This is a genomic window from Achromobacter sp. Root83, assembly GCF_001428845.1.
Taxonomy (GTDB): Bacteria; Pseudomonadota; Gammaproteobacteria; order Burkholderiales; family Burkholderiaceae_B; genus Achromobacter.
Genome location: NZ_LMIU01000010.1, coordinates 39,457 through 52,997, shown reverse-complemented (window position 1 = coordinate 52,997; position 13,541 = coordinate 39,457). Strand labels below are relative to the sequence as shown.

The window sequence follows — 13,541 nt, the reverse complement described above, 5'->3', positions numbered from 1 at the left end:
CCCGCTGATCCTGGCGCTGGCCAACCCCACGCCCGAGATCCTGCCGGAAGTGGCGCACGGCGTGCGCGACGATGTCGTCATGGCCACGGGCCGTTCGGACTACCCGAACCAGGTCAACAACGTGCTGTGCTTTCCGTACATTTTCCGTGGCGCGCTGGACGTGGGCGCCACGACCATCACGCGCGAAATGGAAATGGCGGCGGTGCATGCCATTGCCCAGCTTGCGCAGGAAGAACAGAATGAAGTCGTGGCCGCGGCCTACGGCACGTTCGATATCTCGTTCGGCCCCGAATACCTGATCCCCAAGCCGTTCGACCCGCGCCTGATCGTGCGCATCGCGCCGGCGGTGGCCAAGGCGGCGATGGACGGCGGTGTGGCGACGCGCCCGCTGGCCGACCTGGAAGCCTACGAAGAGCAGCTTCAGCAGTTCGTGTACCACTCGGGCGCGTTCATGAAGCCGCTGTTTTCGGCGGCCAAGCGCATCGTGCGCGAAGGCGGCCCCGCCCGCATCGTCTTCGCGGAAGGCGAAGACGAGCGCGTGCTGCGCGCGGTGCAGGTGGTGGTGGACGAAGGCCTGGCCCGTCCCATCCTGGTGGGCCGTCCTTCGGTGCTGCTGACCCGCATCGAAAAACTGGGCCTGCGCCTGCGCCTGGGCGAGGACGTGGAAGTCACCAACCCGGAATACGACGAACGCTTCCACCAGTACTGGACGACGTACTGGGAACGCATGTGCCGCCGTGGTATCACCAAGGAAATGGCGCGTGTCGAAATGCGCCGCCGCATGACCCTGATCGGCGCGATGATGGTGCACCTGGGCGATGCCGACGGCATGGTCTGCGGCTCGGTCGGCGCCTACCACGACCACCTGCGCTTCGTGGACGAAGTGATCGGCCGCCGGCCCGGCCACAACGTGTATGCCGCCATGAACATCCTGCTGCTCAACGAGCGCACGGTGGTGCTGGTGGACACGCACGTCAACGACGAGCCCACGGCCGAGCAGATCGCGGAATTCACCGTGGCCGCCGCCCGCGAGATGCGCCGGATGTACCTGGCGCCCAAGGCGGCGCTGCTGTCGCGTTCGAACTTCGGCTCGGGCAGTTCGGCGTCGGGCGCCAAGATGCGCCGCGCGCTGGAACTGGTGCGCCAGATCGATCCTGAACTCGAGATCGACGGCGAGATGCACGGTGACTGCGCGCTGGACGAGGCGCTGCGCATGCGCATCCTGCCGTCGTCCACGCTCAAGGGCGAAGCCAACCTGCTGGTGTGCCCGAATGTGGACTCGGGCAACATCGCCTACAACCTGCTCAAGACGGCGGCCGGCGGCAACGTGGCGGTGGGTCCTTTCCTGCTGGGCTGCAATGCGCCGGTGCATATCCTGACCTCCAGTTCCACCGTGCGCCGCATCGTCAATATGACCGCGATGACGGTGGTCGATGTCAATACACCGCGTTGAAGTGACGCCGGCAGGCCGAGCCTGCCGACGTACGCCGACCGGCCTGGTCCTGACGGGCGGCGGCGCGCGTGCGGCCTACCAGGTTGGGGTGCTCAGCGCCATCATGGAGCTGCTGGACCCCGACTGGCATTCCCGTTTCCAGAACCCCTTCGACATCATTTGCGGCACGTCCGCCGGCGCGATCAACGCCGCCGCGCTGGCCTGCCGCGCCGACCGGCCCCATCTGGGCGTGCGGCGCATCCGCCGCCTGTGGTCGTCGCTGAATACCGACATGATCTACCGGGCCGACGCGCCCGGCCTGATCCGCACCGGCGTCCGGTGGCTGGGGCTGCTGTCCCTGGGCTGGATGTACTCGGGCCTGACGCGCAAACGGCCCCATTCCCTGCTGGACAACTCCCCCATGCAAGGGCTGCTGGAGCGGGTGCTGGATTTTCACAATCTGCGCGCGAACCTGGAAAGCGGCTCGCTGTCCGCGCTGGCGATCACGGCGTCGGGCTACACCAGCGGCGAGCACCTGACGTTCTATCAGGCGCACACGCCCATCGAACCCTGGCACCGCTACCTGCGGCTGGCGATTCCCACTCCCATCGGTATCGACCATCTGATGGCCTCGTCCGCCATCCCCTTTGTGTTTCCCGCCCGGCAGGTGCAGGTGCATGGCAAGGGCGAGTGGTGCGGCGACGGGTCGATGCGCCAGCTTGCGCCGATCAGCCCGGCCATCCATCTGGGAGCGCATCGCGTACTGGTGATCGGCACGGGCTTCCGCGACGACACCCACCCCGAGAACCGCGAGGATTCCCCGCCGTATCCGTCGCTGGCGCAGGTGGGCGGGCACGCGCTGTCCAGCATTTTCCTGGACGGCCTGTCGGTGGACGTCGAGCGCCTGGAGCGGATCAATTACCTGATGGACCAGGCCGGCCCGGACGGTGCCCACACCAGCGTGCGCCGCATCGACGTGCTGACGATCACGCCCAGCCAATCGCTGGATCTGATGGCGCTGGAACATCTGCGGGACATGCCCGCACAGGCGCGTGCCCTTTTTCGCGTGCTCGGTGTATCGTCCGATCCAGGCCGTCCGGGGGGAGGGGCCCTTATGTCCTACCTCTTGTTCGAAGCGAGCTACACCAAGCGATTGATTGAACTGGGTTATGCCGATACGATGCAGCGTAACGACGAAGTGATCGCCTTTTTCAAGGAGGCACAGGCATGACGCGCAATGGCCAATCTACTTTGCAGCGGCAACTCATGCGCGGCGGAGCGCTGGCTCATGAAGGGCTGGACAAGAAGGCCGTGGTGGATGCCGCGCATGAACTTGGCCTGTCGCTCTTCGTTGCCAATTGCGATCCGGCCCGCAGCCGCTCGGCGGTATTGCGCGCCATTGTCAAAGCGGTGGACTTCCCCGAATATTTCGGCGGCAACCTGGACGCCCTGTATGACTGCCTGTGCGATACCGTGCTGGACCACAAGGCCGGCGTCGTGCTGTGGCTGTACCGGCTGCACTCCGGAGACCCGGCGCTGGAAGAAGATGCGGCCCGCATCGAAACCGTCTGCTCGGACGCCGCGGATTTCGCGCATGAAAACGGCCGCGTCTTCGCGTATGTTATCGAGCACGCCGGCAAGCATCCCGACCCCGAACCCGGCGTGGCCGCGGCGCCTTACGGCGAAACCGGCTGATACGCCTGCCGGGGCAGCGCCCCGGCCCATCCGGCCTACCAGCCCATCAAGGCGCTGACGGCCGACAACAACGCCAGTCCGGCCGTCTCGGTGCGCAGCACCCGGGGCCCGAAGCGCACCGCCTGCACGCCCGCCTGGCGCGCCAAGTCCAATTCCTTGTCCGACCACCCGCCCTCGGGGCCGACCAGCAGGGTCAGCGCCGGCAAGCCGGGCGCCGCCCGGAGCACGCCGGCCAGGTCTTCGGCGGCCTCGGGATGGCATAGCAGGCGCAGGCCCTCGGCGGGCTCAGCCAGCCATTCGGCCAGCGTTTGCGGCGCATCCACCGCCATCAGGCGGTTGCGGCCGCATTGTTCAGCGGCCGATTGCGCGATGCGCTGCCAATGCGCCACCCGCTTTTCCAGCCGGGGGCCAGACAACTGCAGCACGCTGCGCTGCGCCGCGATGGGGCTGACGCGGGCCGCGCCCAGCTCTACGGCCTTTTCCACCACCCAGTCCATCTTGTCGCCGGAGGGCAGGCCTTGCACCAGCGTGATGCGCCCCGCCAGTTCGGCTTCGCGCGGGTCGAAATCGCCCAACTGGGCATAGCCGGCCTTGCCGTCGATTTCCAGCACCGCGGGGTACTCGCCGCCCTGGCCATTGAACAGCGCGATGGTTTCGCCGGCCCGCAGGCGCAGCACGCGCAGGGCGTGATGGGCCAAGGCGTCCGGCAGGGCGACGCGGGCGCCGGCGGTCAGGGGTACGTCGCAGTAGAAGCGGGGGGCGGGCATGGGTGTTGCGGGAGTCGGAAAAAGGCTGCGGCGGGCAGCGGCCGCCCGGTCGAACGCGTAGCCTACCACTGCCCGGGTTTTCACACGGAAACGCACGTTTACATAGGGCATCCGGCCGATGGCCTTGGGGAAATCCCCTGATGCTAAAATCACCTGCTTCGCAACCTACTCAACTGGCCCTATTTCTTCCGTAGGCGCGCCAGTTTCAAAGAGCCTTCCGAATGAGCAATCCGACCGCCCCTAAACTTGCCTTGGCGGATGCCATCCGCGCCCTCGCGATGGATGCCGTGCAACAAGCGAACTCCGGGCATCCGGGTGCTCCCATGGGCATGGCGGAAATCGCCCAAGCCTTGTGGGCCGGCAACCTGCGCCACAATCCCAAGGATCCCGCCTGGGCCAACCGCGACCGCTTCGTGCTGTCCAACGGCCACGGCTCGATGCTGATCTACGCCCTGCTGCACCTGACGGGCTACGATCTGCCGATCGAAGAACTCAAGAATTTCCGCCAGCTCCATTCCAAGACGCCGGGCCACCCCGAAGTGGGCATCACCCCGGGCGTGGAAACCACCACCGGCCCGCTGGGCCAGGGCCTGGGCAATGCCGTGGGCATGGCGCTGGCCGAGGCCCTGCTGGCCGCCGAATTCAACAAGCCCGGCCACACGATTGTCGACCACCACACCTACGCCTTCACGGGCGACGGCTGCCTGATGGAAGGCATCTCGCACGAAGTGTGTTCGCTGGCCGGCACGCTGAAGCTGTCCAAGCTGGTCGTGCTGTATGACGACAACGGCATCTCCATCGACGGCCACGTCGAACACTGGTTCGCCGACGACACCGCCAAGCGCTTCGAAGGCTACGGCTGGAACGTGATCCGTGGCGTTGACGGCCATGACGTCGCCGCCGTGGACGCCGCCATCAAGGCCGCGCGTTCACAATCGGAAAAGCCCACGCTGATCGTCTGCCGCACCGTGATCGGCAAGGGTTCGCCCAACATGGCCGGCACGCACAATGTGCACGGCGCCCCGCTGGGCAAGGACGAGATCGCCGCCACGCGCGCCGCGCTGGGCTGGTCGTCGGAACCGTTTCAGATCCCGCAAGACATCTACGACGGCTGGGATGGCCGCAAGAAGGGCGCCGCCGCTCAGGTCGAATGGCAGTCGGCGTTCGACGCCTACGCAGCCGAGTTCCCCGCGCAAGCCGCTGAATTCACGCGCCGCATGAAGGGCGAAATGCCCGCTGGCTACGCCGACCAGTTCAAGGCATTCCTGGATGCAACGCTGGAAAAGGCCGAAACCGTGGCCTCGCGCAAGGCATCGCAGTTCGCCATCACGGCGCTGGCCCCCTTGCTGCCGGAAATGCTGGGCGGCTCGGCCGACCTGACCGGCTCCAACTTCACCGACTGGAAGGGCGTCGCCGCCGTCCGCGCCGGCGACAAGGGTGTGCAGTTCGGCCGCCACATCAACTACGGCGTGCGCGAATTCGGCATGGCCGCCATCATGAACGGCGTGGCCCTGCATGGCGGCTACCTGCCTTTCGGCGGCACGTTCCTGACGTTCTCCGACTACTCGCGCAACGCCATCCGCATGGCCGCGCTGATGAAGCAGCGCGTCATCCACGTGTTCACCCACGATTCGATCGGCCTGGGCGAAGACGGCCCGACCCACCAATCCATCGAGCACGCGGCCAGCCTGCGCCTGATCCCCAACCTGTCGCTGTGGCGTCCTTGCGATACGGCCGAGACCGCCGTGGCCTGGAACGCCGCCGTGACGCGCCCGACCAGCATCGGCATGGACGTGCATGACGGCGGCCCGACTGCCCTGCTGCTGTCGCGCCAGAACCTGCCGTTCGTGCAGCGCGACGCGGCCACCGTGGACGCCATCGCCCGCGGCGGCTATGTGCTGCGCGACGCCGAAGGCGCCCGCGCCGTCATCATCGCCACCGGCTCTGAAGTCGCCATCGCGCTGGACGCGCAGGCGCTGCTGGCCAAGGAAGGCGTCGCCGTGCGCGTGGTCTCCATGCCCAGCACCGATGTGTTCGATAAGCAAGACACCGCCTGGAAGCAGTCCGTGCTGCCCAAGGGCCTGCCGCGCGTTGCCGTGGAAGCTGGCGTCACCGCCTTCTGGCACAAGTACGTGGGCCTGGAGGGCGCCGTGGTCGGCATCGACCGCTACGGCGAGTCCGCACCGGCCGGCGCACTGTTCAAGTTCTTCGGGCTGACCGCCGACAAGGTGGCCGAGACCGTCCGCCAAGTTTTGTAAAAAGGGAGCTTAGTCATGACCATTCGCGTCGCCATCAACGGTTACGGTCGCATCGGCCGCAACATCCTGCGTGCCCACTACGAAGGTGGCAAGAAGCACGATATCGAAATCGTCGCCATCAACGACCTGGGCGATCCCAAGACGAACGCGCACCTGACGCGCTACGACACCGCCCACGGCAAGTTCCCGGGCACCGTCGAAGTCGACGGCGAGTTCATGGTCGTCAACGGCGACAAGATCCGCGTGCTGGCCAACCGCAACCCGGCCGAACTGCCGTGGGGCGACCTGAAGGTCGACGTCGTGCTGGAATGCACCGGCTTCTTCACCACCAAGGAAAAGGCTGGCGCGCACATCAAGGGCGGCGCGAAGAAGGTCATCATCTCGGCCCCGGGCGGCAAGGATGTCGACGCCACCATCGTCTACGGCGTCAACCACGGCGTGCTGAAGTCGACGGACACCGTCATCTCGAACGCTTCGTGCACCACCAACTGCCTGGCCCCGCTGGTCAAGCCGCTGAACGACAAGCTGGGCCTGGAAAACGGCCTGATGACCACCGTTCACGCCTACACCAACGACCAGGTCCTGACCGACGTCTACCACGAAGACCTGCGCCGCGCGCGTTCGGCCACGATGAGCATGATCCCCACGAAGACCGGCGCCGCCGCCGCCGTGGGCCTGGTGCTGCCGGAACTGAACGGCAAGCTGGACGGCTACGCCATCCGCGTCCCGACCATCAACGTGTCGCTGGTCGACCTGTCGTTCGTGGCCAGCCGCGACACGACCGCCGAAGAAGTGAACGGCATCCTGAAGGCCGCCTCCGAAGGCGAGTTGAAGGGCATCCTGGACTACAACACCGAACCCCTGGTCTCGGTGGACTACAACCACAACCCGGCCTCCAGCACCGTTGACGCGTCGCTGACCAAGGTGTCGGGCCGCCTGGTCAAGGTTTCGTCCTGGTACGACAACGAGTGGGGCTTCTCGAACCGCATGCTCGACACCACCGTCGCGCTGATGTCGGCCAAGTAAGCCACACGGTCAGTCCAAAGGGGGACGGATTTGTTTTCCGCGATCGCGGAAAATGGGTTCGTCCCCTTTGTTCGCCTATCGTAGGAATCCAAATATGTCCAAGGTCAATACTTTGTCCGCGCTGGCCAAGGCCGGCGCCCTGTCCGGCAAGCGTGTGTTCATCCGCGCCGACTTGAACGTGCCGTTCGACGACGCGGGCCGCATCACGGAAGACACCCGCATCCGCGCCTCGGTGCCCGGCATCCGGCTGGCGCTGGACGCCGGCGCCGCCGTGATGGTCACTTCCCATCTGGGCCGCCCGAAAGAAGGCGTCCTGACCGATGCCGACTCGCTCGCCAAGGTTGGCCAGCGCCTGTCCGAGCTGCTGGGCATGCCCGTGCAACTGGTGCGCGACTGGGTCGATGGCGTCCAGGTCGACCACGGCCAGGTCGTGCTGCTGGAAAACTGCCGCGTGAACGTCGGCGAAAAGAAAGACGACGAAACGCTGGCCCGGAAGATGGCGGCGTTGTGCGACGTCTACGTCAACGACGCCTTCGGCACCGCTCACCGCGCCGAAGCCACCACGCACGGCATTGCGCGCTTCGCGCCCGTGGCTTGCGCCGGCCCGTTGCTGGAAGCCGAACTGGAAGCTCTGGGCCGCGCGCTGCACGAGCCCAAGCGTCCGCTGGTCGCCATCGTGGGCGGCTCCAAGGTGTCGACCAAGCTGTCGATCCTGCAATCGCTGGCCGACAAGGTTGACCAGCTGGTCGTGGGCGGCGGCATCGCCAACACCTTCCTGCTGGCCGCCGGCCTGCCCATCGGCAAGTCGCTGGCCGAGCCCGACCAGGTCGACCAGGCGCGCGCCGTCATCGACATCATGAAAAAGCGCGGCGCGGCCGTGCCGATTCCGGTGGACGTGGTGTGCGCCAAGTCTTTCGGCGCCAACGCCGAAGCCACCGTCAAGGCGGCGGCTGACGTGGCCGACGACGACATGATCCTGGACATCGGCCCGCAGACCGCGGCGCAGTTGGCCGAGATCCTGAAGAAGGCCGGCACCATCGTCTGGAACGGCCCGGTAGGGGTGTTCGAATTCGATCAGTTCGCCAACGGCACGGAAGTGGTGGCGCGCGCCATCGCCGACTCGGAAGGCTTCTCGATCGCCGGCGGCGGCGACACGCTGGCCGCCATCGCCAAGTACGGCATCGGCGAGCAGGTCGGCTACATCTCGACCGGCGGCGGCGCGTTCCTGGAATTCCTGGAAGGCAAGACCCTCCCGGCCGTTGCCGTGCTGGAAGCCCGCGCCGGGAAGTAAGCAAGACTGCGTCTGACAAGAAAGCCGCCCCTTGCTCGGGGCGGCTTTTTTTTCGCTGGGCAGGACCCTGCTTATTCCATCTTGGCGCCGGACATCTTCACGATGCCGGCGTAGCGGTCGATCTCTGCGCGTATGAAGGCGCCGAAGGCTTCCGGCGTCTGGCCCGCGGGCACCAGCGCGCCCATGCCTTCCATCCGCTTTTTCATTTCCGGATCGGACACCACAACATTGATTTCCTTGTTCAGGCGCTCTACCACCTCGGGCGGCGCGCCGGCCGGCGCGACGATGCCGTACCAGGCTGACGCGTACATCCTGGGCACGCCGGCTTCGTCGAAAGTGGGCACGTCGGGCAAGGCCGGCAGGCGGGTGCGCGATGCCACGGCCAGCGCCCGCAGCGCGCCGGCCTGCACCTGGGCGAGCGAGCCCGTGTCTAACATCATGTCCACCTGGCCGGCCAGCAGGTCCGATACGGCGGGGCCGCTGCCCTTGTACGGAATGTGCAGCACGTCCGCGCCGGTCAGGTGCTTGAACATCGACCCGGCCAGATGCTGCGACGAACCCACCCCGCCCGAGCCGTAATTGAGCTTGCCGGGCTCTGCCTTCGCGGCGGCGATCAGATCCGCCACCGACTGGAAGCGCGATTGCTTGGGCACTTCCAGGATGTTGGGGATCTCCGCGACAAAGGCCACGGGCGTGAAGTCCTTGGCCGGATCGAAGCCCAGGCGCGAATACAGATGCGGGTTGGCGGCGTTGGTGGAGCTGGTGGCCATGAGCAGCGTGTAGCCGTCCGGCTTTTCGCGCACGAAGGACGCGGTGCCGATGTTCCCGCCCGCGCCGGCCTTGTTGTCCACGATGACCGTCTGGCCCAGGCGTTCGGTCAGGCGCTGCGCCAGCATCCGGCCCAGCGCATCGGTTGCGCCACCCGGAGGCCAGGGCACGACCAGCTTGATGGGACGGTCGGGATAGGCCTGCGCGTGGGCGGCGGGGACGATGCCGGCGGCTAGCACGGCGAACACGAACGCGCCGCGGGCGCGTCGCAGGATGGCGAAGGACATGGAGTCTCCAGAAGTGCCGGCCCTTTGTCCCCGTCACGCGTATCGCTGCGGGCGGGCCGTGTCGGTCTAGCGGCGCGCCATTGCGCCGCGGTTCTCATGCCGGCGACTCTACGCAATCCCCATGTCGCGGAAAAGGGATAAAAATTGAATGAAGTCCATTCCTTGGGGGAATGAATCCGCGCTTGCTTGATCTTGGGCGGGTTGCGCGTCACGGGCTTGGTGTAGGCTAGGCGATGATCCCGCGCCGTGCGGGAATTTTTCCTTCGGTCCTTTCGCCGCGCCATGAATCTACGTTTTTTACCTGGCCTGAACAACTTCCGCGGCGTGACCCGGGAATCGGCGCGGCGCGATGTCACCGCCGGACTCAGCGTGGCCGCCGTGGCGCTGCCCGTCGGCCTGGCGTATTCCGCCATGATGGGCGTGCCGCCCGTGGCGGGGCTGTGGGCGGCCATCGCCGGAATGCTGGGCTATGCGCTGTTCGGCTCGTCGCGCACGCTGATCGTGGGGCCCGATACCGCCACCTGCACCCTGATCGCCGCCACCTTGACGGGCATGGCGCTCACCACGCCCGAAGAGCGGCTGGTGGGCGCGACCGCCATCGCGCTCACCGTGGGCGTGGGTTGCCTGATTGCGCGCGTGCTGCGCCTGGGCGTGCTGGCCAATCTGCTGTCGCGGCCCGTGCTGATCGGCTATATGGCGGGCGTGGCGATCACGCTGGCGATGTCGCAGCTCAGCGGCCTGACGGGCGTGGGGCTGCGCAATAGCGGCCTGGTGCATCCCTTCCTGGAGCTGTCGCACCGGCTGTCTGAAATCCAGATCCCCACCCTGTGCCTGGGGCTGGCGTCCTGCCTGCTGCTGGTTGCCGTCAAGCGCTGGCGTCCCACGTGGCCCGGCCCCATCCTGCTGGTGGCGGGCGCCTGTCTGGTTTCGTGGATATTCAATTTTCCGGCGTTGGGCATCGCGGTGGTGGGCGAGGTCCCCGCCGGTTTGCCCGGATTGAGCCTGCCGCTGCGTCTGGACAACGTGGATGGCATCCTGCTGGGCGCGGCGGGCGTGCTGGTGGTCAGCTTTTCAAGCGGCATCGTGACGGCGCGCAGCTTTGCCGCCCGCTCGGGCGAGCACGTGGACCCCAACCGCGAACTGGTGGGCTTCGGCGCGGCCAATGTGGCGGCGGGCCTGTTCCAGGGCTACGTGGTTACCGGCGCGGATTCGCGCACCGCCGTGGGGCTGGTGGCAGGCGGATCGTCGCCGCTGGTCAGTGTCAGCGCCGCCGCCGCGCTGGCGGTAGTGGTGGGCTTGCTGAGCGCGCCGTTGTACTGGCTGCCGCAAGCCGCGCTGTCGGCCATTCTGCTCCAGGCGGCGGCCAGTCTGTTCGACGGCCACGCCTTCTTGCGGCTGGCCCGGATTTCCAGGATCGAGCTGGCGTTCGGGATTCTGGCGGCGGTCGGCGTGGTGGGATTCGGCGTGCTGCAGGGCGTGGCCGTGTCCGTGGGCGCGACCCTGTTGTACGCCATGTATGTGTCGGGCAACCCGCGCGACGCGCTGCTGGGCCGCGTGCCCGGCGAGTCGGTGCTGGGAAAGCTGCACCTGAATCCGGAGGCCCAGCCGGTACCGGGCGCGGTGGTGTGGCTGTTCGAGTCGTCGGTGTGGTTCTTCAACGCCGATGCCTTCCGCCGGCGCGCCCGCGAAATCATCGAGCAGGCCGGAGACGTGCGCTGGTTCGTGCTGGACGCCGAGGCCATGACCCAGGCCGATGCCGATGCGGTCGAGGCGCTATACGAGCTCAAGCGCGAATTGGATGCGCGCGGCATCACGCTGCTGGTCGCGGGCGGACATGGCAAGTTCCGCACGGCGCTGGAACGTTCGGGCCTGATCAAGAAAATCGGCCGCGACAAGATCTTCGGCAGCCCGGAACAGGCGGTGGACGCCATCGAGCGCTGGCGTCAGGATGCCCCGGACACGCTGGCCTAGCGCTGGCGCCAAGAGGCGCCCGGCACGCTGCGTGGCGCCGGCGCTAGTCGATGATGTGATACCCGCCGTCGATGTATAGCGTCTGTCCGGTCATCAGGCGTGCGGCGTCCGTGGCGAGCCAGGCGGTGGCTTGGCCGACGTCCTCGATGGACACCAGGCTGCGCGCGGGCGCCTTGGCCTGGGCGCGGTCCAGCATCGAATCGAAGTCGGCGATGCCGGAGGCGGCGCGGGTCTTGAGCGGCCCGGGCGATATCGCATGCACCCGGATGCCCGAAGGACCCAGCTCCGCCGCCAGATAGCGCGTGGCGGATTCCAGCGCGGCCTTGACCGGCCCCATCATGTTGTAGTGTTCCACCACCATCTGCGAGCCGTAGTAGCTCATGCAGAAGAGGGTGCCGCCGTTCGCCATCAGGGGTTCGGCCAGCTTGGCCATGCGGATGAAGGACCAGCACGACACGTCCATCGCCTGCAGGAATCCGGCGCGCGAGCAGTCCGTGACGCGGCCGTGCAGATCGTCGCGCGGCGCGTAGGCGACGGAGTGCAGCACGAAGTCCAGGGCGCCCCATTCATCGGCGATGCGCGCGAACACGGACTCCAGCTCGCCCTCGTTCAGCAAGTTCATGGGCATCAGCAGCGGCGCGTCCACCTGGCGCGCCAGCGGCTCCACATGTGGCAGTGCCTTGTCGTTCAGGTAGGTCACGGCCAGTTCGGCGCCCATCGCGCGAAACGCCTGGGCGCAGCCCCAGGCGATGGAATCGGCGTTGGCGATGCCGGTGATCAGGCCGCGTTTGCCCGCCAGCGGAAGGGGCGCGTTCATTGTTGGCGCACCAGGGCCAGGGTGTGCTGCGCGATGATCAGCTCTTCGTTGGTGCGCACCACGTACACGCCGATGCGGCTGTCGTCGCTGGAGATGCGCGGTCCGTGCCGGGCATTGCGCTCGGGGTCCAGCTTGATGCCCAGCCAGCCCCAATGTTCGCTGATTGCCTGCCGGATCTCGGCGGAGTTCTCGCCCACGCCGGCGGTGAATACGATGCCGTCGATGCCGTTCATGGCGCAGCCCAGGCCGATCATGCCCTCGGCCACGCGCCAGGCGAAATACTTGAGCGCCAACTGGGCCGACGGCGCATCGCTGGCCAGCAGTTCGCGCATGTCGTTGCCGATGCCCGACAGCCCCTTCATGCCGCAGTCGTGATACAGCATGTGCTCGATCTCGTTGTGGCTCATGCCCTGTTCCATCATCCACAGCACCACCCCGGCATCCAGGCGGCCAGGGCGCGTGCCCATCGGCAGGCCTTCCAGCGCCGTGAACCCCATGGTGCTGTCCACGCTCTTGCCCTGGTGCATGGCGCAGGCGGATACGCCCGAGCCCAGATGGGCGGCGACGATCTTGCCCATGGCGATGTCCGGCAGCGCCTGCCGCAGGCGCTGCGCGATGTACTCGTACGACAGTCCATGGAAACCGTAGCGGCGCACGCCTTCCAGGTACAGGCGCTCGGGCAGCGCGTAGCGGTCCGCCACGTCGGAGTGGCTGCGGTGGAACGCGGTGTCGAAGCAGGCCACCTGGGGAATCCAGGGACGGCGTTCGCGGATGACGCGGATCGGCGCCAGGTTGTTGGGCTGGTGCAGCGGCGCGAGCGGCGTGAAGGTGTCCAGCCTGGCCAGGACGGCGTCGTCGATCAGCACCGGCTCGGACAGGTCCGGGCCGCCATGCACCACGCGATGCCCCACGGCCAGCGGCGCGCCGCCCAGGTGCCCGCTCAGCCAGGTGCCCACGACTTCCTGGGCATTGGGCACGTCGGGCGCGTGGCTGGGCGCGATGTCGCGTTCCAGCAGCGTCTGGCCCGCCGCGTCGCGCACGCGCAGCCTGGGATGAGTGGTGCCGATTCCCTCAAGCTGGCCGCCCAGGCGCGGGGCCAGCGCCTCCTGGCCCTCGATGTCGTACAGGTAGAACTTGATGCTGGAACTGCCGGCGTTGATGACGAGAATGGTATCGCTCATGGCGCTGTGATTCCCTGTTGAGACACTGAGGTTTCTGGCTCCGCCCCC

General features: G+C 67.2%; 11 protein-coding genes. 7 read left to right on the top strand and 4 right to left on the bottom strand.

Annotated elements, in window-relative coordinates:
• The 3 genes from ASE30_RS12180 to ASE30_RS12170 form a co-directional block, all read left to right on the top strand.
• The coding region (locus ASE30_RS12180; protein WP_255366959.1) for a phosphate acyltransferase at positions 1–1,453 on the top strand (1,453 nt) is incomplete at its 5' end.
• The gene (locus ASE30_RS12175) at positions 1,434–2,663 is read left to right on the top strand and encodes a patatin-like phospholipase family protein (protein WP_082601563.1); all 1,230 of its coding nucleotides are present in this window, start codon (positions 1,434–1,436) and stop codon (positions 2,661–2,663) included. The genes ASE30_RS12180 and ASE30_RS12175, both read left to right, overlap by 20 nt.
• Positions 2,660–3,127, top strand: coding sequence for a barstar family protein (locus ASE30_RS12170; protein WP_057284571.1), 468 nt, complete (start codon positions 2,660–2,662; stop codon positions 3,125–3,127). The genes ASE30_RS12175 and ASE30_RS12170 overlap by 4 nt, the downstream gene beginning before the upstream one ends.
• Positions 3,128–3,162: 35 nt before the next feature.
• On the opposite strand, the gene ASE30_RS12165 is transcribed toward ASE30_RS12170, so the two are convergent.
• Positions 3,163–3,894 (bottom strand): 16S rRNA (uracil(1498)-N(3))-methyltransferase, encoded by a 732-nt coding sequence (locus ASE30_RS12165; protein ID WP_057284570.1) that lies wholly within the window; start codon positions 3,892–3,894, stop codon positions 3,163–3,165.
• 221 nt (positions 3,895–4,115) lie between these two features.
• Here ASE30_RS12165 and tkt point away from each other — a divergent pair, with 221 nt between their 5' ends.
• The 3 genes from tkt to ASE30_RS12150 all read left to right on the top strand — a co-directional run bounded on the left by tkt (position 4,116) and on the right by ASE30_RS12150 (position 8,469).
• Positions 4,116–6,152 (top strand): transketolase, encoded by a 2,037-nt coding sequence (tkt, locus tag ASE30_RS12160; protein ID WP_057284569.1) that lies wholly within the window; start codon positions 4,116–4,118, stop codon positions 6,150–6,152.
• A gap of 15 nt (positions 6,153–6,167) precedes the next feature.
• Positions 6,168–7,178, top strand: coding sequence for a type I glyceraldehyde-3-phosphate dehydrogenase (gene gap / locus ASE30_RS12155; protein WP_056326654.1), 1,011 nt, complete (start codon positions 6,168–6,170; stop codon positions 7,176–7,178).
• A gap of 94 nt (positions 7,179–7,272) precedes the next feature.
• Complete coding sequence (locus tag ASE30_RS12150) at positions 7,273–8,469, top strand: phosphoglycerate kinase (RefSeq protein ID WP_057284568.1); 1,197 nt, start codon at positions 7,273–7,275, stop codon at positions 8,467–8,469.
• A gap of 71 nt (positions 8,470–8,540) precedes the next feature.
• On the opposite strand, the gene ASE30_RS12145 is transcribed toward ASE30_RS12150, so the two are convergent.
• Positions 8,541–9,524: a tripartite tricarboxylate transporter substrate binding protein gene (locus tag ASE30_RS12145; protein ID WP_057284567.1), complete on the bottom strand. Its 984-nt coding sequence runs from the start codon at positions 9,522–9,524 to the stop codon at positions 8,541–8,543.
• A gap of 282 nt (positions 9,525–9,806) precedes the next feature.
• On the opposite strand from ASE30_RS12145, the gene ASE30_RS12140 reads away from it, so the two are divergent.
• Positions 9,807–11,495, top strand: a complete 1,689-nt coding sequence (locus ASE30_RS12140; RefSeq protein WP_082601562.1) for a SulP family inorganic anion transporter — start codon at positions 9,807–9,809, stop codon at positions 11,493–11,495.
• Between the two features lie 43 nt (positions 11,496–11,538).
• Here ASE30_RS12140 and fabI read toward each other — a convergent pair whose 3' ends face one another.
• Both fabI and ASE30_RS12130 read right to left on the bottom strand, forming a co-directional pair.
• A complete protein-coding gene (gene fabI, locus ASE30_RS12135; RefSeq protein ID WP_057284566.1) occupies positions 11,539–12,312 on the bottom strand; it encodes an enoyl-ACP reductase FabI in 774 nt (257 codons plus the stop codon).
• On the bottom strand, positions 12,309–13,493 hold the full coding sequence (locus ASE30_RS12130) for an acetate/propionate family kinase (protein ID WP_057284565.1): 1,185 nt from the start codon (positions 13,491–13,493) through the stop codon (positions 12,309–12,311). Before ASE30_RS12130 ends, fabI begins: the two co-directional genes overlap by 4 nt.
• Positions 13,494–13,541 lie beyond the last annotated feature (48 nt).

Bases quoted from the DNA above. Each gene is read 5' to 3' on its own strand.
- fabI (WP_057284566.1), bottom strand. From the start codon at position 12,312: ATGAACGCGCCCCTTCCGCTGGCGGGCAAACGCGGCCTGATCACCGGC.
- ASE30_RS12130 (WP_057284565.1), bottom strand. From the start codon at position 13,493: ATGAGCGATACCATTCTCGTCATCAACGCCGGCAGTTCCAGCATCAAG.
- ASE30_RS12175 (WP_082601563.1), top strand. From the start codon at position 1,434: ATGTCAATACACCGCGTTGAAGTGACGCCGGCAGGCCGAGCCTGCCGA.
- ASE30_RS12140 (WP_082601562.1), top strand. From the start codon at position 9,807: ATGAATCTACGTTTTTTACCTGGCCTGAACAACTTCCGCGGCGTGACC.
- ASE30_RS12150 (WP_057284568.1), top strand. From the start codon at position 7,273: ATGTCCAAGGTCAATACTTTGTCCGCGCTGGCCAAGGCCGGCGCCCTG.
- tkt (WP_057284569.1), top strand. From the start codon at position 4,116: ATGAGCAATCCGACCGCCCCTAAACTTGCCTTGGCGGATGCCATCCGC.
- gap (WP_056326654.1), top strand. From the start codon at position 6,168: ATGACCATTCGCGTCGCCATCAACGGTTACGGTCGCATCGGCCGCAAC.
- ASE30_RS12165 (WP_057284570.1), bottom strand. From the start codon at position 3,894: ATGCCCGCCCCCCGCTTCTACTGCGACGTACCCCTGACCGCCGGCGCC.
- ASE30_RS12145 (WP_057284567.1), bottom strand. From the start codon at position 9,524: ATGTCCTTCGCCATCCTGCGACGCGCCCGCGGCGCGTTCGTGTTCGCC.
- ASE30_RS12170 (WP_057284571.1), top strand. From the start codon at position 2,660: ATGACGCGCAATGGCCAATCTACTTTGCAGCGGCAACTCATGCGCGGC.